The organism is Pseudomonas sp. P7548 (genome assembly GCF_013386585.1).
Taxonomy (GTDB): Bacteria; Pseudomonadota; Gammaproteobacteria; order Pseudomonadales; family Pseudomonadaceae; genus Aquipseudomonas.
In genome coordinates this window covers 22,823-42,192 of the sequence record NZ_JACARO010000010.1, presented here as the reverse complement: position 1 = coordinate 42,192, position 19,370 = coordinate 22,823, and the positions used below count along the sequence as shown (strand labels likewise).

Here is a 19,370-nt window from a genome sequence, read left to right as displayed (position 1 = left end):
GCTCCGTTTAACCATTAATCCAAGGAAGTTGTTTAAGTGAGCCCACCGTAAGGTGACGACACCTTATAAACTCATTTAACCATACATCCGAACCTTGATCTTCTAAGACACGCAGCAATGCGCGACACGTACTTATTTTTTTATCCTTTGGTTTCAAAATCAGTAAGTGGTTTTCCACCAAAAGCTCGTTAGAGCAGGTTACCAATGTACTTCTCGCCCTTTTTTTATCGGACGGACTTGATGTACGACGAACTATTACTAATGGACCTCTCTCCAACCTGCAAGCATAATTTGCGAACTCCACGGGAGAAGATATTTCTTTTCCAACAACAGCGTTTTTCGCGGTCAAATAACCATAGCTTTGACCGGTAACTGGAGTGCGATGGGGCACAACGGGCCCTACTGATACGTCAAAAAAATCGCCGACTTTTTTTAAATAACTCGTCTCTTTCCTAGCTGATTTTTTTTCATTCGTTGGCTGCCTTGTAACTGCAGCTAGTATCGCAACATCGATATCAGCCTGTATACCAAAGGCGCCAAACGATTCGAAAGATGAAACATCCGCAATACTTTTAAGCTCCTTCCTAAATCGCTCATAAGAGCTGCCACTTCTTAAAACATCCGGAACAAGAGCAAATAGGCCTACACCTGGAGGTGCTTGTAGAATGATATGCTCCAAATGAATCGCTGCGGCGGATCTCTTCCCTTTCCCTACAAAGCTATGGGCGGGCGCAACAATACGTTGATACGGAGGGTTCATAACCACGCAGTCGTGTTTACGAAGATCAAGTTTAATAGTTAGAACATCTCCAACTATAAAACCTTCAGGTAACTCCCTGAATTCAAGATCAACCGTTTGGCCTTTTTCGGTCTTATGCCGATGAGCGGCTAGTGCTTGTAGTCTCAACCAGGTGATATCAAGAAATGATTTTCTTAGATCAATTGCAACTAAGCGACCCGACCAATCCTCAATCGTTTTATGAACTGAGCTTTTTAAGGGTAAAGAACTACAAACCTCGATTAAAAGATCCCCCACACCTACACTTGGATCGATAAAGCGACGCCATTTACCCATTTTTTGGCCTGACAAAATTTTCTTCGCCCAAGAGGGGCCCGAAAAGAAAACGCCATGTAGGCGCCGGTCAGACAATGACAGCGTGCTGTACACAAAATCGGTGGCGTGCCCGTTCATCAGCTCGCTCACCAAATTTTCGGACATCGTCTCATCATCCTGGCTGCCTGTGGCTATAAGCGTTGTGGCAAAGGAGGAGAGGGATATTTCGCCGTTCATCAATCAGCTTCACGTATATGGATAACCGGCAGAGTCTGCAGACTGTGCGCATGAACGGCAAGCAGAATCGGTCGGATGGGGCGTACCAACAGTCTATAAAGTACACGACAAGCATCGAAAACTACGTTGCTATTAAACGCTATTCTAGCCTGAGCACGGCTCTGCTCTGAATTTGAACTGCTTGACGGGTGTATCACGCTTGACTCTAAACGCCTAGATACCTTTTCCCACAGCTGCTGACGTAGGCGCTCGGCGAAGGGGTGCGCGCTTTGGCCTGACGCTCCCTTTCTAGATGCCTACTCTGGCCCACAAACCGATGTAACATCGAAGCCTATCGGTAACATAGCGTTGCCTTGAAGAAGCGTTGGCGCCGCTACAGATGAATCCTATAAATATCATCCAATTAATAATCCCTTTACACGAGCAACATGGGTAACACGTCTTTTGGTTGCCCCTCTCCCCCTAAGGTATCAATACCTACAGCGGGAAAGATTGCGGAGGATCTTTGAGCCCCTCTGAAACCTTCTTTACACGAGGTAGGAAACCTCATCGCAATGGCGGGCATCGAAGTCGCCATCGGCCTTTACGAACGCTGGGCCGCCAAGCTGTTGGGCGTACGCGATGTGCCTTCCTCGAGGAGCGATCATGCGTCATGATCTGGAAGCCACGGAATAAGTGGCCTCTAGCTTCATACGTCAAAAAGATCCGCCCTCAGATCGCCGGGCACCCTGAGGGCATCCGAGGACACGGGGTAGGAAACCCGCGTGATGGTATCAGCGGAAAGGTGCCCAGCTTAGTGAACAGGTGAACCGGGTGCACTGCTGTTCACCAGTGCATTTGCCCTATAAACCGGAAAGCCGCTGGGGACCCTGGGCAGTTCAGACAGACACGGGGCATAGAACCCGCCGGATCTCGTTAGTGGCTGGGCTCCAAAGTTAGTTGACTGGTTGACCGAGTTGACCGGGCCAATCGTTCACTATCCTGAACGAAATCCATGACCGTTACAGATTCGGTAAGTATGCCCTTTTCTCTTCAAGATCCTTTCAATTTCAACGTTGAAATTTCAGTAAGCTGGTGCGGCTGCCGCTACCACGATCCCGCGGGTTTCATGCCCCGTGTAACGCGAAACCTCTCAGGGTCCCCAGCGTGATTTCCTGTCATCGAGAGGCAGATCAAGCGAAACTCGCTTGGTAGGCTGGAGCGCAAAGCGCCTGCCCACGACACCTGGCTGCTGACGTTAGCGTTACACGCACGGGCAGCGTTACATCCGATGTACGCGATGCCGCTCAACTGTGTAACAGGCGTGAAAGCCAATGAAACCGGGAGTTTGGTGAAGGGCGTTACACTCGTTACACCAGTTACACCAGTTTTGGAGGGGACTGGGTGTGTGCGCTCGTGCTGTCTTTCCAAATTGGTCCAACACCACATTGTTGGCCTCTAGTGAATCAAGATGGTCGGCATGATTTCTGATCACCAGGTGGTGAGGACAGCTGATATGCAATGCCACTGGCTCGAGGTAGATTGACTACCTGACAAAACGGCGAGAGACCATCATGGAAGACACCCCTTTGCTTGCGTCATTACTCAAGCGCATGAATGAAAACCAACTGGCGCTGGGAGCAGCTATCGAGGAGCTGTCAAACTGGGTTGAGCAAAGAGGATCCACGGAAGTGGCACAGAACATTCGAGGGGCACTGGATACCCTGGATGAAAATGCAGGATTCATCACCCTTGCGCTCGCCTCACTGGCGGCAGAAGGTCGAACGAAGAAGTAACGACTCAGCTGGAAGGCACCACATCAGTAACCATTTGGTGTTGCTTTACCCTACGGGGATACCACGAAAAAAGTGGCCAGAAGGAAGCGCCGTGTATGCCCACGTGTATGCCTAACTGACTCACAATCAAACGCACCCAATGAATACGGGGCTCTCACCCTCCAGTTCAAACGACGCCGGGGCACCAGATACAGACGAAAAAGCCCCAGGTCGAAAGACCTGGGGCTTTTTTATGGGTGTCAATTCACCGCTTCTGCAACGCCTCCAACCTTGCCGGCAAATGCTCCCCAGGGAAGCGCGCATGCAGCGCCAGCAGCTTCTCATCCGCCGCCCTCGCCTGCCCTGCTTCACGCAGCCTCATAATTTCCCGCAAACCCTCCTCCAACGAAGGCAACGCCACCGGCGCGCGCTTGCTGAGCCTGGCGCTTGACTCATCCGCCATCGAGCCCATGACTTGCGCACTCTCGGCCTTCGGTGCAACGGCAAGGCGTGCCACGGGCGCAGGGGCGGACATCGGGGGCGGCGCCGGGCGGGCGGCTTCTTCGTGGAGCGCGGAGAAGGTCGCCGTGGAGATTTCCGGCTGTGGCACGGGCGAGCGCATCACCACGCCGATCATCAGCGCCAGGCCGGCCACGGTGGCGAATGCCATCTGCCATCGCGGGCGTTGGCAGGCCTGCAGCCAGCGTTGCCAAAAGCTGGGCGGCGGGGCAGGGGCTTCGCGGTGGGCGGTGGCGAGGATGAAGGCGTCAAGGGACGCAGGCGGCTCGCCGGTGCTGTGTTGACGATAGTGCTGGAGCAGCACGTCGTCGGAATCTGGGATATGTCGGGAGTCGGTCATGGGGATATCTCCTCGGCCAGCAGGCGGCGCAGTTTCTGCTGGGCGTAACGCAAGCGGCTTTTCACGGTTTCCAGCGGGGTGTTGGTGAGTGCGGCGATTTGCGGCACTTCCAGGTCGCCGTGCAGGCGCAGCAGGAAGACTTCGCGCTGGTCTTCGGGCAAGTCTTGCAGGGCAGCGTCGAGGCGCGCCTGGTCGCGGCTCAGGCTCAGTTGCTGCTCGGGACCGGCGCTGTCGTCGGCCTGGGCGTGCAGTTGCTCGTCGTAGCTGTCGTGCAAGGGGTTGTGAATGCCGTGCTTGCGCCAGTAGTCGATCAGGCGGTTGCGGGCAATCTGGAACAGCCAGGTGCGAAAGCTCGCCCGGCCCTGCGGCTGGGTGTGGCTGCGGATCAGGCTGAGCCAGGTCTCCTGGTAGATTTCCTCAGCCAATTCGGCCTTGTTGCTCAGGGACACCAGGAACCGGTACAAGCCTTGGCGGTGCCGCGCGTACAGAACCTCGAACGCGGCCCCCTCACCGGTTCGGTAGCGGGCCAGCAGCGCTTCGTCGCTGGGTGAATCGTCTGGGACAGCCATGCAGGTGACGAACTCCTTTCGATATTCTGTGTAGGAGCCGGCTTGCCGGCTCCTACACGTGGGCGGTGTGTTGGAATCAGTGTTTGAGGGCCTGGGCCATCTCTACCAGTTGCACGAATTCGTTGCGCAGGCCAAAGGGATCATCGCCCCGGGCCGAGCGTGCCAATGCCGCCGTGTCACTCAAACTCATGGACCCAGTGTAGCGGCCATCGCCCTTGAGCTGTTGGGCAAAGGCGGCCACGGCCGCCGAGAAGCGCAGGTCGTCGCTGGCCTTGCCTGATGCATTGCCGATCGGGCGCTCGATCAACCGGCTCTCGCCCCCCGCAGCGGGCTTGTAGCGTATGCGCAACATGGCCAGTTCCGCGGACGAGCCTGACGCAGAAGGCTCACCGGCGTAGCGCAACGGTTCTATCCACCCTTTTTTGCCCTTCGGCACAATTTCATACAACGCCGTTACCGTATGCCCTGCACCGATTTCACCCGCGTCGACCTTGTCGTTGTTGAAATCCTCACGCTTAAGCGCGCGGTTTTCATAGCCGAGCAAGCGGTACTCGCTGACCTGTGCCGGGTTGAACTCCACCTGCAACTTCACGTCCCGCGCAACAATCGCCAAGGTCGAGCTCAACTGGTCCACCAGCACTTTGCGGGCTTCGCGCAAGTTGTCGATGTATGCGTAGTTGCCATCGCCCGCATCGGCCAACTGTTCCATCAGGTGCTCGTTGTAGTTATCCACGCCAAACCCCAGGGTGGTGAGAGAGACGCCACTTTTGCGCCGGTCCACGGCCATCTGCTTGAGGCTGTCGAAGTCGCTGACACCCACATTGAAGTCACCGTCGGTCGCCAGCAGGATGCGGTTGATGCCGTTGTCGATAAAACCTTCGCGGGCCATCTGGTAGGCCAGCTCGATACCCGAGGCTCCTGCGGTGGAGCCGCCGGCGGTGAGCTGGTCGATGGCATTGCGGATTTTCGCCTTGTCGCGGCCAGACGTAGGCTTGAACACCACGCGTGACTCACCGGCGTACACCACCAGCGACACGCGGTCTTGCTCACGCAGTTGATCCACCAGCAACTTCAAGGTGCTTTTGACCAGCGGCAGGCCTTCCGGGCGGTCCATGGAGCCGGACACGTCCACCAGGAACACCAGGTTGGCCGGCGCCAGCTGTGCCACGGCACGGTCGGACGCCTTGATGCCGATGCGCAGCAGTTGCGTGTCTGGATTCCACGGTGTGGCCGCCACTTCGGTGGTCACGCCAAAGGGTGAGCCATCCGTGGGCAGCGCGTAGCCGTAGGGAAAGTAGTTGACCATTTCCTCCAATCGCACCGCGCCGTCAGGCGGCAAACGACCTTCGTTGAGGAAACGCCGCACATTGGCGTAGCTGCCGGTGTCGACGTCCACACTGAAGGTCGAGACCGGTGTTTCGGCCACGCGGTGCACCGGGTTGTCCGGCAGGTTCGCGTATTGCTCGCGAGGCTCGCTGCGGTACGCCATTGCCGTCGAGTCTTGCGCTATCAACCGCGCAGTCATCGGGGCCGGCAGCGCCATGCGCTTGACCAGCGCGCCCTGCACCGGCTGACTGCTCAACTCGGACAGGGGCGCTGCGACGGCGGCCGCTTCAGGCTTGGCCACTTCGCGGGAAGAAGACAGCCCGCACCCGGCAAGGGCGATCAACGAGACGACGGCAAAGCCCTGGAAGAAGGGGCGCAGGTGCAACGTGGAGACAGGGGACATGGCGACAGGACCTCGCGGATAAATGATGCCTACACAGCATCAGACGCAAGGTGCCTTCGGTTCGGGTTAGGCCTTTTTACTTTCGAGGGCGATCCTGTAAGCCCATGTGTGTATCTTTTAATTTCCCGCCACCGGTTTCCGAAACGTTCACCCATACAAATTTCTGGAACCCGTTCTAGCTCGATACCTCGGTCACAGCACTGCATTTACATTCAAACAACACATCTGCAACAGCATGCGACCTCTCCCCCCGATAGCCCTTCAAGAAACATTTAAATCATTGGCTCCCGCACTTGGCGCTGCCAACTTAATCCTCGCAATAGGATATTGCCCAACGCCATTGACCAAGGATAAAAACAAGCACTCCCTGGAACATTCCTCACATGAGAATACCTTCTGGATTTACCGGTTTCGTCACGCCGTTCATCCGCCATCCGACGGCACAGCACTTCTTCCGGCCCTTCAATGTGCCATTGATCTTTCGCCCCTTTGTTCACCCGTTCATCAGCCATCCCTTCGTCCGACCATTCATCCAACCATTTTTTCGCCCTATGCCCCGGCCAGACCACCAGCCCCTGACACTTGATCGAAGTGCCCCCTCAGGCAATCCGGACAAACCGACCCGACGCAACTGGGATGGGCAGGACCCAACCCTGCGTCCGAAAGATCCTTACGTCAGCCACGTCAACAAGCGCGCTTTCGACGAACAACAATCCGTCACTCAGCTGACCCAGCACGTTCTGACATGGCAGGACCGCAACAGGAACAACGTGACCGAGATTTCCTATTCGTTCTACAACAGCGGGTTCAACGAGGCACAGAAACACGAGGCGCGACGGTCGATAGAATCCTGGGCCGATGTGGCCAACCTGGAATTCCACGAAAATGGGGGCCCGGCCGAAGGCCGGTTGACGTTCGGTATTTCACCTTTTATCGCCAGGGCACAAGGCACCTACCCGAATCCGTACGGGCATGGCGGCGGCGAAACCCTCTACAACCGGGGCATGGTCAGTCGCGTCGTCATGACCCATGAAATCGGCCACGCTCTCGGTTTGAGACATCCGGGCAACTATGACGGCCGAGCAAGAGAAGGCCAGCGCGTCTATGCCCAGGACTCCACCGCCCACACGGTCATGAGTTACTTCGGGGATCGCAGCAGCGGCAAGGAACTGGGCGCCAAACCCAAGGCCCCCATGATGGATGACATCGCAGCCATCCAGAAGCACTACGGTGCCAACTATCAAACCCGCAAGGAAGACAACACCTACGGCTTCAATTCAAACACTCGAAGAGACTACTACACGCTGAAATCGGCCCAGGACCGCTTCGTGGCCTGCATATGGGACGGGGCGGGCAACGACACCCTGGATTTTTCCGGCTACCGCTCCAACCAGACCCTCAACCTCAAGGCCGGCGCGTTTTCCGACGTGGGAGGCCTGCAGGGTAACCTCTCGATCGCCAGAGGCTGCATCATCGAAAACGCCATCGGTGGCTCAGGGGATGATGCGCTGATTGGCAATGCGGCGAACAACCGGCTCACCGGCGGTGGTGGCGCAGACCGGTTGCGCGGCGGCGGCGGCGCCGATACGTTTGTCTACAACCACGCCAGCGACTCCACGCCCGATCAATCCGACACCTTGATGGACTTCACCAGCGGCACCGACAAGATCGACGTCTGCGGCGCCCTCCAGCAAGCCAACGTACCGGCACTGATTTTCACCTCAGCTTTCAGCGGCAAGGCCGGCGAAAGCGTTCTGGCGTATGACGAACAGACCGGGCGCGGCAGCGTCTCCATCGACCTCACGGGCGACAGGCACGCCGACCTGCTGATCAACACCCATGGGCGGGTCAACCCCGAAGACCTCGTGCAGGCCAAGCCTGGCGCACCGTTGCCGCGCAGCAGTTACCGCCTCCGAAAGCTGTGATTGCAAGCACGGTGATCACCACGGGCGCTACGTTCGTCATCATTCTGCTCTGACGTAGTGAACGGGCTTGCCCCGCGCTGGGCGGCGAAGCCGCCCTAAATCCAGGCGCCGCGTTTTACCTGATACGACGCGGCGGCCTTTTTGGGGCGGCTTCGCCACCCAGCGCGGGGCAAGCCCGCTCACTACAGACCAAGCCCCAACCCGCCAATAGGCAAGACATCACCATCCTTGAAAGGGGTCGAAGGCTGTAGCGCTTCAAGGATGTTTTTTGCGCAGATCACTGATGATTCGGTTCCAATAACGCACGGCCTCAAAGTGCTGCTGGCGTGTCAGCCAGGTTTTGTTCTCGGGGCTGGAAGGGTCACCCCCCAGAATAATCGGGGTGATGTCGAACAGCTCCATTCCCTTGGGGCGCGGCGCTCTTTTCTGGTCACTCATAGCTGGGGCAACCGAGTAAAAAGATCGGGCAGATCACGCGCTACCACGTCAGCGTATTGCCGCTCCATACCGACGAAGGGCATACGCACGATCGGCCTGTTCACGTCTTGCATGTCGAAACCATAGCCCTCACCACCGCCATCAGAAGCGAACAGGAAGATGCCGGGCGCGTAGGTGGCTACTTCATATTCGCGGTTGAATGCTTCAAGCTCTTCAGCCGACCAGAAAATGATGTAGTTGTCGCCGATAAAGCCTTCACCACCGTTATGGGCTCTCAAAAAATCGAGGTAGCTTTCGGGCAGTGAAAACCCCAGGGCCTTCACCACCTCATTGATGGCCTCACGCTCAGCGGGAGGGTTGAGCTGCCCTTCTGTCAGTTCATATTTCATCACTATCGTCCCAAGTCTTTCTGCAGTTGGTTCCACCAGGGCGTCACTTGCTGTCGATGAACGTCGCGCGGCAGAACCAATTTGTTGGTCGAGTCCGTTGGGCTGCCACCAAACTTGACCGGGTTGACTTCATGCACATCCACCGGCAAACCAACCAGTCCCTGGTCTTTGCGAATCGTCCGGTTGGCGTTGTTGGCGGCACTGCGGGCGGCAGCATACTCGGCGCCCTCAAGTAATCGGAAGGGCCCTGCAGGTTGCGGTACTCCCGAAGGGTAACCTGTCCAATCGGAAATCGAAAAGCTGCCCGTAGGAAGATCTGCGACGTGTTGAAGCCCGGCTCGCTCCGCGGAGTTGGCAGCAATGGTCCTCTCGGCGTTGGCAAGTACCGCCAGGTTGCCTCCATCCTTCGGTACAAGACCCGTTGGCGTTTCCATGTACAGCTTGCCGCCCGACAGCACCTCATAATTACCCGTGCGGGTATTGATGACGCGACTCGCGCCCTCAGGCAGACCACCGCCTGTGGAGACAAACTCAGCACCGGCAGCACCCTCAGTGCGGTACCACGACGGTAGTTGCACCTTGCCGGCCGTGCTGGACTCCGCGATCACGCCTTTACCAGCCGTGCTTGCCGCGCCTTCGTAAATCACCCCGACCAAGCCCAGGCTGTTCAACAGCGCTTGAGAGCCCCACATCACCCGCTGGCCGGTGGTCTGATCACCCAGGGGGCTCGCGCCGCCAGCGGCCATCCAGGTCTGGCAGCCAATGCCGATAGGCCCCATGCCACCGCATCCGGCGACAAACATCTCATCGGACTTTTCTTTCAAGACACCGCCCAAGTCCTGCTGCAAGGCCTGTTGATAGTCCTTGCCCACCTTGGCTTGTGTGTCGCTGGCCGGTTGCAGCGCCCACTCATCGCCCAACGCCGTCTTGACCGAAATGCTCGTGACCACGCAGAACCCATTGCCCGAGATGCCGCATGGCAGGACCTGCCCTGGTGTCACTTTTGTATCCGAGGCCTGCAGGAAGTCCGTCGCTTCAAAGTGATCCACCTTCAGCGTGCTACCCCCCTTTTCCAACAGCGCATTGATGTCCGCTGCCAGCGCTTTACAAGCGGTGGACGTCACGTTGAGACAGGAGGCCTTGAACTCTTTTTTCTTCTCCGTCAGGGACAAGCCTTCCAGGATGCTCAGGTGGTTGTTCTCCACCGCGTTCTTGCCGACCTGCGCCGCCGCCACCGCATTGAGCGCATCCTTACCGACCAGCGAGCCGGAGAGCCCGGCCGCGAGTGTTGAAAGGCTGGAGATCGTCGTCTTCTGCTCCTGAGTCAGGCTTTCGTTGCTCGCGCCGCCGTAGAGTTGCTCGCGGATCAGGCGCTCGGTTTCCTGCGCTGCAACAGCCCCGGCGGCTCCGGCCAACGCCGAGTTCCCGCCGGCCCGGGCCAGCACGGCACCCAGCACCGCGTGAGCCATCAGGTTGGCGTTCGGGTCACCCTCGGTCATCTGCTTGACGGTCTGCGCCAGGTACGGCGCCGCAGCACCCGCCATCGCCCCACCGATACTGCCACCCATGGCCGCCTGCACCACGGCGGTCACCGCTTGGCTGGCCTTCTGGAAACTGCTGCCGATGCCGTAATCCTGCTGCGCTCGTTGGCTGATCTGGGCCTGTGACGGGTTGGCGACACCTTCTTCGATCAGCTTCTGCCTGGTCGCTTTGCTGATATCGCTGTTTTCGTCGCTGGCGGCTTTGATCCGCGCCGAAGCGATGGCATCGCCGATACCTTTGGTCAGCTCCATCGAGCTCTTGATCAGGTCCATGCGTTCTTGCATGGCCTTTTCATCAGGCTTGTCGAGGCGCTGATTGGCATTGGCGGTATCGCGGTTCAGACCGATCAGGTCGCCGGCACCTTGCGGGTTGCGCACCACGATCGTGCCTTCGCTGACCGCACTGCGCGTGTAACTGTGGTCCGAATCGTTGAGCGACATGCCATACAACGCACCCGGCGACAGGGTACCCACGCCACCGCTGTAAGAGCCGGAAACGCTCACGCCCGCCGACTGGCTCTTGATCTCGCTTTTGTTCTTGATGTCGCTGACCAGCAGGCGGTCGGTCAGCAGCAGGTTCTTGTCAGCCGTGGCCTCGCTGGCAATCACCGCACCCTGCAAGGTGGTGTTCTTGGCCACATCGATGGTGTAACCGCCCTTACCGGCAAAGAAACCACTCTGGTCGGTCACCGCCTGGTAATCGCTGTTCATCTTCGACGCCGCGAGGTTGGCGGACGCCGAAACGGTGGACCCATAGCAGAACGGCGGAATACAAATACTTGCGCCAAAGCCCGCGCTGTCCTGCTTGCTCTTCGAGGTGTCAGTGTCCTGGCGCGACAGGATGTTGAGGTTGCCGCCGATGTCGGCATCGATACGGTCAGCCCGTACCTGCGCACCGGCCAAGGTGGTGTCCTGGCCACTGCTCAGCAGCAGGGAACGGGCCTCCACGGTGGTATTGACCTGCGTCACGGAACCGCCCGACCCCAGGTTCTTGGCAGTTTGTGCGCCCAGGTCCAGCGTAAAACCGTTTTGCTCACCGATGTTGAAGCTGGCACCGATGGCCGTTCGGTTGCGCGAACCATCGTTTTTACGGTCGGTGGTGTTCTGTGCGCTTTGCAGCAGGATGTTGTTTTTCGCGGACAACAGCAGGCTGTCGGCCTTCAACGAACTGCCCGTGATGTTCAAGTCACCCAACGTGCCCGGCGCGTCACCCGCTGCGATGATCGAGAGTTTCTCTCCGGCATTCAGGCTGCTCTGGTGCGCGCTCTGCGCCGTGTATTCGCTGCTGCTTTTGGTCCGGGTGTTGGCCAGCTCGGTACCGATCTTGATCAGCGAACCGTTGCCGGCAGACCCGCCGGTTTTGTCCTTGAAGCCGGTGCTTTGCTTGGCAGCTTCGCCCGCCTGGTTATTGAGGTTGTAGAGCGACAAGGCCGCCTGGGCGATCTTCACCGCCTTGAGCCGCGGGTCATCGGAGCTGCGGGCCGCTTCGGCTGCATCGCGAATGCTGTTGGCGGTATCGACCACCGTGCCGGCGATCACACGGCCTACGGCGAGGCTCTTGGAACTGTCCTTGCTGGTCTGGCTGGCGGTTTCCACACCGGAGGTAATGGTGACGTTGGCACCACTGAGTTCCATGTTCTTGGTACTCACCAGGTCACTCGCCACCACCGACAGCTCGCGCCCTGCGGTCAGCGACACATTGCCTGCGCTTGAGCCAATGGTGCTGCCGGTCAAGGTCATTTCATTGGCCGTGCCGTTGTGTTTCGAGCTGTTGATGTACAGCTTCTGATTGCCGGTAAGGTCATCCAAACCGAGCGTGTTGCCGGTCAGCACGCCAGTAAGGTCGCGGTTCTTTTCCTTGTGCATATCGGTGCGAGCGAATGTGTTTTGCGCCGCATCGATGGTCAGGTCACGGCCGGCTTGTACGGCGAGGTCGCCGGTGCTGACCAGCGCGGAACCGGTGACCGTTGCATCACGCTTGGCCGCCACACTGACGGTTTCGCCGGAGACCATGCTGCCCATGGCTGTGGTGCGCTTTTCGTTGACCTGATCCTCAACCTTGCTCGACTTGAGCCCACCCCAGCTGCTTTTGCTCTCCTTGCGCTCATGACGGGCGCCGTCGGAATTGCTCACTGCCAGGATGCTCACGTCCTTGCCTGCGACCAATTGTGTGGCGCCTTTTTCAGCAGTGACGGCGCTGCCCGCCAGCAACAGGTTTTCACCGGCCACCAAGGTGCTGTGGGTGCCCGCACTGACGAGGCTGCCGACGTTATTCACCGCGTCGGTTTCGTCGAGGCGGAATGACTTGCCCTGGGACGTTTTCTTGGTCTTGCTGAAGAAGCTGTAGTCGTGGTCTTCGGCGGTCTTGAGGCTCAGGTTCTTGCCGGCCACCAGGTACGCTTCGTTGCCGGCACTCACCTGGCTGGCGACCAGTTGCAAGTCTTGACCTGCACTCAGGCTGGCATCGCCGCCAGCCTTGAGCACGGAAGACACCTGCTGCACGTGGTCCTCGATGCTCTTGACCTTCTTCGAGTTGTACGCCGAATGCTGTTCGTTGGCGGCGGTGATCACATTGAGGTTGCCGGTGGCCACGACAGCCATGTCGCGCTTGGCTTCCAGTTGACTGGCAGCGATGTTCACGTCCTGCTCGGACGTCACCTTCAAGTCGCGCCCGGCCTGGATGACCGAACCCTGCTGGGTGATGCTGGCCTGGCGCGAGCGAGTGCCGATCACGCTGCTGTTCTGGGTTTGCGCAGCGACGATATTCACGTCGCCCACCGCCTGGGTCGTGGTGTCGGTACCGCTGCTGAGCGCGCCACCGACATTGTTGATGTTGCGGCCGGCTTGCAGGGTCAGGGCACTGGCCGATTCGATACGCGCGGCGCTGTCGGCGAAGTCGGAGCGCTCGGCGCGATAGTCACTGGCACTCTGGTGGGTGGTGACCGTGCGCTCGTTGAGCAGGTCGCCGCGTGCGGCCAGGGTGACCTCATGTCCGGCGATCACGCCACCGGCCCGGTTACTCAAGGTATTGCCGGCCAGTAGATCGAGGCGACCACCCGCTTCCATCAAGCCGGCGTTACTCATATCGCGCCCGGCGCTCGCCAAAAGGCTGCCCGTGGCACGCAGGGTACCGACGTTGGTCAGGTCGCTGCCCGCCAACAGGCTGATGTCATTGCCGGTAATCAACGCGCCATTCGGGGCCAGGCGGTTGTTGGCCTGGGCCAGGTAAAGCACGGGCACCAAGACTTGCTGGCCGGCGACCGTGGCGTTTTCCATCCACACGATATCGTGGGTCAGCGCTGCCACTTGCTCGGCGGTGAGGCTCACGCCCACCGACAGGTTGAGGGCGTCCTTGCTGCTGATGGCGTTGTCCATCAGGTGCTTGAACAGGTCGGCGTCGCTGGTCTGGCCGTCGATAAAACGCTGGCCGGTGCGGGCGAGCACCGCCTGTTGGATCAGGCGTTGTTCGTAGAAACCATCGCCCAGGCGACGTTGAGCCGTGTCGGGGTCATAGCCGAGCTTGGCGAGCATGTAGTCCGAGCTCATGAACTGGCGCATGTCGGTGAGCAGCGGGTTGGTTTCGATCAGGTACTTGTGCGGGTTGGCCGCGAACTGGCTGGTGGGCAGGCCATTGACGCCATTGCCGTCGTTGAGATGGAACAAGCCGTTTTGCCCGGTGGGCAGGCCGAAGCCTGGCAGACCCAGCGGGTTGACCTGCTGTTGCGCGACGTCAGCCGGCAATTGCGCGTTGAGGTTAATCTGCGTCGAGTAAACCGGTGCGCCGCCGCCCACGGTCGCACCGCTGCCAACATAGGTGTAGCCACCGCGTACCACGCTGTTGTCGATACCGGCCTGGGCCTTCACATCCACCGCTCCGCCGGCCTGGATCACCGCGCCATAGCGTTGGTCAGGTGTGCTCAATTCAGTGGTTTTGCGCAGCCCGGTCTGTTCGCTTTCCATCTGGCCGATAAACGACGCCATGGCCGCTTCCAGGCCGCCAAGGTTCTTCGGATCGTACTTGGCGCCGCCTTCCGAATATTGCTGTGTGAAGGCCGCCGCCGCACGGTACCAACCGTCCGGGTTACGTTCACGCTCGGAAGTGAAGATGCGCTGGTATTCGGTGTCATGAGTCACGACACCGACGTTGGTCAGTTGGTTGACCGTGGCCGTCAGGTTGCCCCCCGCCGCGATGCTACTGCTGCTGTTGAGCAATTCACCGCCGGTGAGCAGCAGGTTGCCGCCCGAGGTGATGGCGGAGCCCGCCGTCGCATCGCTGACGATGAAATGATCGCGCTGGGTGATCAGGAAGGGACGGTTCTGCTTGCCGCCGTCGCAGTCGCCACCGGTCACGCCTTCGATGCAAGGCGTGGGGGTGATCGACGCACTGTAGATGCCGGACTCGGTGGTGAGCACAGTGCGGATGTTCTGGATCGAGCCGGCAGCCAACGTCAGGCCTCCATCGGCCTGAATCGTCGAGGAGCTGTTGATGATGCTGCTGGCCAGCCCGCCTTGACCATCGCGGTCAATGCGCAGGTTGCCCATGGCGTAGATATCGGCGGCAAGGTTTTTCAGGCGGTCGACGCGCAAGCCCATGTCGCCGCCGCTGAAGATCAGGCCGTGGTCATTGAGCAGGCTGCCGACGTTCAGATCGAGGGTGCCCTGGCTGGCCACGGTGCCGGCCAGGGTCCAGTCCTGGCCGTTGCCGACCAAGGCGCGGGTGCCGAGCAATTTGCCGGTAGCGGTCTGCTGCAGGTTGCCGACGTTGACGGTCAACTGCCCGGCCTGGATCGCGGTGCTGTTGGTCCAGTTGGCCTTGTCGAGCGTCAGGTCACCCTGGGTCACCAGGCTGCCGCCCACGTCGTCGAGGCTGATGCCGCTGAGATCGAGCGTGCCCTTACCCACGTGCAGCACGCTGCCGCCGACGTTGTTGAACGTGCCCGCGGCGAGGCTCAGTTCATCGTTCGCGGTTTCCAGTTTGCCGCTGTTGGCCAGCAGGCCGCCGATGGCGTAGCGGGTCTTGCCCGTGGCGCCCAGCGCACGCATCTGGCCGCTGTTGTTGAGGCCGGCGGTGTCGATGTCGAGGGTCGTGGCACTTTCGATCAAGCCACGGTTGGTCAGGGCGCCGCGCAGGCTGACGTCGATCTGATGGCCGGCGATCTCGCCGCCGTTATCGACATTCATGCCGCCCAGGCGCACGCGGTCGCGGGCAAACAGATAGCCGCCGCCGTTGTTGAACGCGGTGGCATCAACGACAGCATCCCCGGCTTTGGCCGTGATCTGCCCGCCGTCGTTTTCCAACGTGCCGACGGTCAGGTTGAGGCCGGCCTTTTCACTGTGAATCAAGCCATTGGTACCGTTCTGCAACAGGCCGCCCACCGTCAGGGCCAGGCCATCGTTGGCGGCCAGGGTGCCGGTGTTGCGGTTGTCGACGCTGTTGGCGAACAGGGTCAGCAGGCCCTGGCTGGTGAGCCTGCCGCCCTGATTGTCGATGTGGTCGGCACGCTTGATCAGCAACGCACCGGCACTGGCCAGCTTGGCGTTCTGGTTGACCAGGTTGCCGAGCAGATCCAGGGTGATGGTGCTGGCGCCGGTGAGGCTGCCGGCGCTGTTGTCCAGGGTATTGCCGTGCAGTTCGAACGCGCCGGTGCTGTCGATGGAGCCACTCTGGCTGTTATCCAGCACACCGCTGACGGTAAGTGTTTGCGCACCGTCGCTGGAAATCACGCCTTCGTGGCTGTTGTTCAGTTGGGCACTGGTGACGTTCAGGGTGTTGTCACTGAGCAGTCGGCCCTTGTTCTGGTTGTCGACCGTGTCGGCGGTGACCTTCAAGGCCTGCTTGGCACTCAAGGTCCCGCCCTGGTTCGTCAGGGTTTGCGAGGCGTTGGCGGTGAGGTTGCGGTTGGCGATCACCGTGCCGGTGTTGGTGATGTGCTGGCTGTCGAGCGTCACATCGCCACCGCTGTTGCGGGTGTTATCGGCGTTGACCCCGGCCTCGATGATGCCGTCGTTGGTCAATTGGCCGTTGCTGGCCAGGGTGACGCTGTCGCGCGCGGCGAGGGTCTTGCGGTTTTTCAGCTCGCCCTTGGTCTGCACCTTGAGCGTGGTGCCGGCGTAGACCGGCCCTTGGGCGTCGAGGCTGGCCGCCTTGATGTCCACCGCACCGCTGGACGCGGCCTGGGCCATGCTCAGGTGGCCGTTGGCGTCGAGCTGGATGTCGCCGCCACTGGCGGCAAGCGTGCCGTCGAGTTTCACACCCACCCCGGCTTCGGTGCCCACCAGCTTGATCGCGCCTGCGTACATGCCGCCCAGGGCCGAGGAGTCGATGGCCAGTTCCGGCTTGGCGCTGCCGTCATCGGCGCGGGTGGTGGTTTTCAGGCTCTGCGCATCGACGTCATTGCGCCCGGCGATCACCGTGAGCTGGCGTGCGTTGATCTGCGCATTGATCTTGGCCGAACGGGTGATGATCTCGAAACGGTCGACGTTGCTCGCGTTCAAGCCTTTGCCGTCGATGGTCACGGCGCCACCGTCCACCTGGTAGTGGTCCAGGCGGCCGGCCTTGTCGATGATCGGCTTGCCGGTCGTCAGAGTAACGTTGGGGGTGTTGATGAAGCCGCAGCCGTTGCACGTGATGCCGTAGGGATTGGCGACGATGACCTTGGCCGACTGGCCCGCCACTTCGGTGTAGCCGCGTAGTTGGCTGGGGCTGCCGCCGTTGACTTCATTGAGGATGACGTTCGCGGCGCCGCCCTTGAGGTTCGGGTTGCCAACGATGATCCCGCCCAGCTGCGTGCTTTGCACCATGCCGGTGGCGTTGTTGAGGATCACGCCGTTGGGGCCGACGTTGTAGTCCTTGAACTGGTTGTGGGACAAGCCACTGCCATTGGGCGTGGCGATGTTCACCACCGGCACGCCGTTGCCCGCCTGGCCCACGGTGGTGCCGGGGCCGCTGACCACGATGCCGTCGGCCTGGGCCAGCAGTGGCTGCCAGAACAGCGCATTGGCCAGGATCAGGGCCAGGCCGCGTTGAAACAGGCTTTTCAGGGCAGAAGCGGGGCGAACATCCATATTCTTAACTCTCATGCAGCGGGCGTTGAATTACAGGAAGACATCCAGGCGCAAATAGATCGGCGCTTCGCGCTCGGTCATCACGCCAGGTCGCTCCAGGGAATGGGCAAACGTCACGCTGGTGCTGACGTATTTGCCCCGCGCAAACAACTCCACGGAGTTGCTCGACACCCGGCCATGCTGGGTGTCGTTGTAACGGTCATTGCGGATCACGCCCTGGTCGTAACCGACGCCGACGCCGTATTCCAGGAAGGCCGGGCGCAGCCAGGCGACGTTCACCGGGCGGGTCCAGCGCAGGTCGTTACGCCAGTAGCCGCCGCTGTCGCCGGTCAGTTGCTGGTCCTTGAACCCGCGCACCGAATACGAACCGCCGAGGCTCATGCGTTGCGGTGCGTAAAGCACGTCTTCACTGCGCTGCCCGGTGGCCAGGCTGGTGAAACTGAACGACTCGCCCCACAAGGTGAACGGCTGCAGGTAACTGGCGGTGGCGGTGTATTTGCGGTAGTTCGAGGTGGGCGTGAGGTTGCCGAAACCATCGCGAAACTGCGTATTGCTCTGGGCGTCGAAGGCACCGATGCCGTTCTGCATGCCCACGTCCAGGTTGACGAACGCGCTGGCGATGCGGCGCCCGTGGCTGATGCCCACCTGGAACTCGCTGAGGCGGTTGCTGCTCACGTCCAGGCGCGTGTCATTGATGTAGTTGTTGGTGCGCAGATGGGTCAGGCCGACGTTGACCGAGGTCTTGCTCACGTCGTCACGGTGCACCACGCGTTCGGCGCGCAATTGGTGGTTCTGGCTTTCACCCCATTGCTTGTACTTGAAGTCATCGACCGCGCCCGGCGTGCGGTATTCGCTCTCGCTGTAGGCGTAGCTGAAGTTCCACCAGCCCCAGGGCAGGTTGTAGTAGAACATGCTGTTCTTCGAGGTTTTCTGGTGGTCGCTGATGGCGTCGTGGCCGCCACGCAGCACCAACTGGTCCGCCAGGCCCAGCGGGCTGTCCCACTCCAGGCCCGCGCCCCATTGCTGTTCACCGGTGCTGCGCTGGCCATCGTTGTTGCGCGACAAGCTGGCGCGCCAGGGCTTTTGCGGCACGTTCTTGACCCGCACTTCGCTGCCGCCGATTTCGCTGCCAGGGGTCAGTTCCATCTGCGCCTGCTTGGAGGGCAAACGGCTGAGCTGGTCCACCAGTTGCTCGACCTCACGCAGGTTGAGCGCTTCGCCGACCTTGCCGGGAAAGGCCATGGCCAACTCACGGTCGGTCACGTTGCTGCCCTGGGCACCTTTGATGCCTTCGAGCTTGCCCTCCACCACCAGCACACGCAGGTGGCCGGTGGAAAGGTCCTGCTGGGGCAAATAGGCGCGGCTGGTGACGCGGCCCTTGGCGATGTAGTAATCGGTGACGACCTTGAGCAATTCATTGAGCTGCGAAACGCCCAGGCATTGGCCGATGTAGGGTTTGACCAGGCTCGCTTTAACCGAGGCCGACAGGCTCTCGGCACCTTGCAGCTCGATATCTTTGATGGGGAAGCAGCGGGTGTCGGCAGGCAGCGCCGGGGCTTGGGAGCGAGTGTCCTTGCCAGGCAGGTCCTGCAGCTCTTCCAGGCGCCGGCGCTGTTCTTCGAGCAGGCGGTTCTGCCGCTCACGAATCAGGTCTTGATCACCCGGGGTAGGCGCAGCCGTGGCGCTGTTCACACTCATGTAAGCGAGCAGGAAAGTGCACAGAAGATACCGAGTCCGTGGCAGTAACAGAGACATGTTCGATCCGTCGAAAATCAAGGGCCGGCAAACTAACATCGAACTTCAACGAATC

Annotated in this window: 10 protein-coding genes and 1 pseudogene; 3 read left to right on the top strand and 8 right to left on the bottom strand. The window is 60.1% G+C overall.

Going from position 1 to position 19,370, the window contains the following annotated elements:
• Nucleotides 1–7: 7 nt before the first annotated feature.
• A complete protein-coding gene (locus tag HX803_RS04755; protein WP_178919335.1) occupies nucleotides 8–1,291 on the bottom strand; it encodes a hypothetical protein in 1,284 nt (427 codons plus the stop codon).
• Between the two features lie 536 nt (nucleotides 1,292–1,827).
• On the opposite strand from HX803_RS04755, the pseudogene HX803_RS04750 reads away from it, so the two are divergent.
• Nucleotides 1,828–1,947: pseudogene (locus HX803_RS04750) on the top strand (phage holin family protein); the annotation flags it as partial.
• Between the two features lie 897 nt (nucleotides 1,948–2,844).
• Nucleotides 2,845–3,066, top strand: a complete 222-nt coding sequence (locus HX803_RS04745; RefSeq protein ID WP_003187522.1) for a hypothetical protein — start codon at nucleotides 2,845–2,847, stop codon at nucleotides 3,064–3,066.
• A gap of 244 nt (nucleotides 3,067–3,310) precedes the next feature.
• Here HX803_RS04745 and HX803_RS04740 read toward each other — a convergent pair whose 3' ends face one another.
• From HX803_RS04740 to HX803_RS04730, 3 genes are all read right to left on the bottom strand, one after another.
• A complete protein-coding gene (locus tag HX803_RS04740) occupies nucleotides 3,311–3,904 on the bottom strand; it encodes a hypothetical protein (protein ID WP_178919331.1) in 594 nt (197 codons plus the stop codon).
• Nucleotides 3,901–4,473: an RNA polymerase sigma factor gene (locus HX803_RS04735; protein ID WP_178919329.1), complete on the bottom strand. Its 573-nt coding sequence runs from the start codon at nucleotides 4,471–4,473 to the stop codon at nucleotides 3,901–3,903. The genes HX803_RS04740 and HX803_RS04735 overlap by 4 nt, the downstream gene beginning before the upstream one ends.
• Nucleotides 4,474–4,549: 76 nt before the next feature.
• Entirely contained in the window at nucleotides 4,550–6,202 is a 1,653-nt protein-coding gene (locus HX803_RS04730) for a VWA domain-containing protein (RefSeq protein WP_178919327.1), read from the bottom strand.
• Between the two features lie 383 nt (nucleotides 6,203–6,585).
• Between HX803_RS04730 and HX803_RS04725 the strand changes: the two genes are divergently transcribed.
• Nucleotides 6,586–8,127: a M10 family metallopeptidase C-terminal domain-containing protein gene (locus HX803_RS04725; RefSeq protein ID WP_256732808.1), complete on the top strand. Its 1,542-nt coding sequence runs from the start codon at nucleotides 6,586–6,588 to the stop codon at nucleotides 8,125–8,127.
• A gap of 255 nt (nucleotides 8,128–8,382) precedes the next feature.
• On the opposite strand, the gene HX803_RS04720 is transcribed toward HX803_RS04725, so the two are convergent.
• Genes HX803_RS04720 through HX803_RS04705 form a run of 4 tightly spaced genes read right to left on the bottom strand, consistent with a single transcriptional unit; the run spans nucleotide 8,383 to nucleotide 19,315 of the window.
• Nucleotides 8,383–8,565, bottom strand: a complete 183-nt coding sequence (locus tag HX803_RS04720; protein ID WP_178919325.1) for a hypothetical protein — start codon at nucleotides 8,563–8,565, stop codon at nucleotides 8,383–8,385.
• Nucleotides 8,562–8,954, bottom strand: a complete 393-nt coding sequence (locus HX803_RS04715) for an SMI1/KNR4 family protein (RefSeq protein WP_178919323.1) — start codon at nucleotides 8,952–8,954, stop codon at nucleotides 8,562–8,564. Before HX803_RS04715 ends, HX803_RS04720 begins: the two co-directional genes overlap by 4 nt.
• Nucleotides 8,955–8,956: 2 nt before the next feature.
• Complete coding sequence (locus HX803_RS04710) at nucleotides 8,957–17,560, bottom strand: hemagglutinin repeat-containing protein (RefSeq protein WP_256732807.1); 8,604 nt, start codon at nucleotides 17,558–17,560, stop codon at nucleotides 8,957–8,959.
• 30 nt (nucleotides 17,561–17,590) lie between these two features.
• Nucleotides 17,591–19,315, bottom strand: coding sequence for a ShlB/FhaC/HecB family hemolysin secretion/activation protein (locus HX803_RS04705; protein WP_178919322.1), 1,725 nt, complete (start codon nucleotides 19,313–19,315; stop codon nucleotides 17,591–17,593).
• Nucleotides 19,316–19,370: the final 55 nt, after the last annotated feature.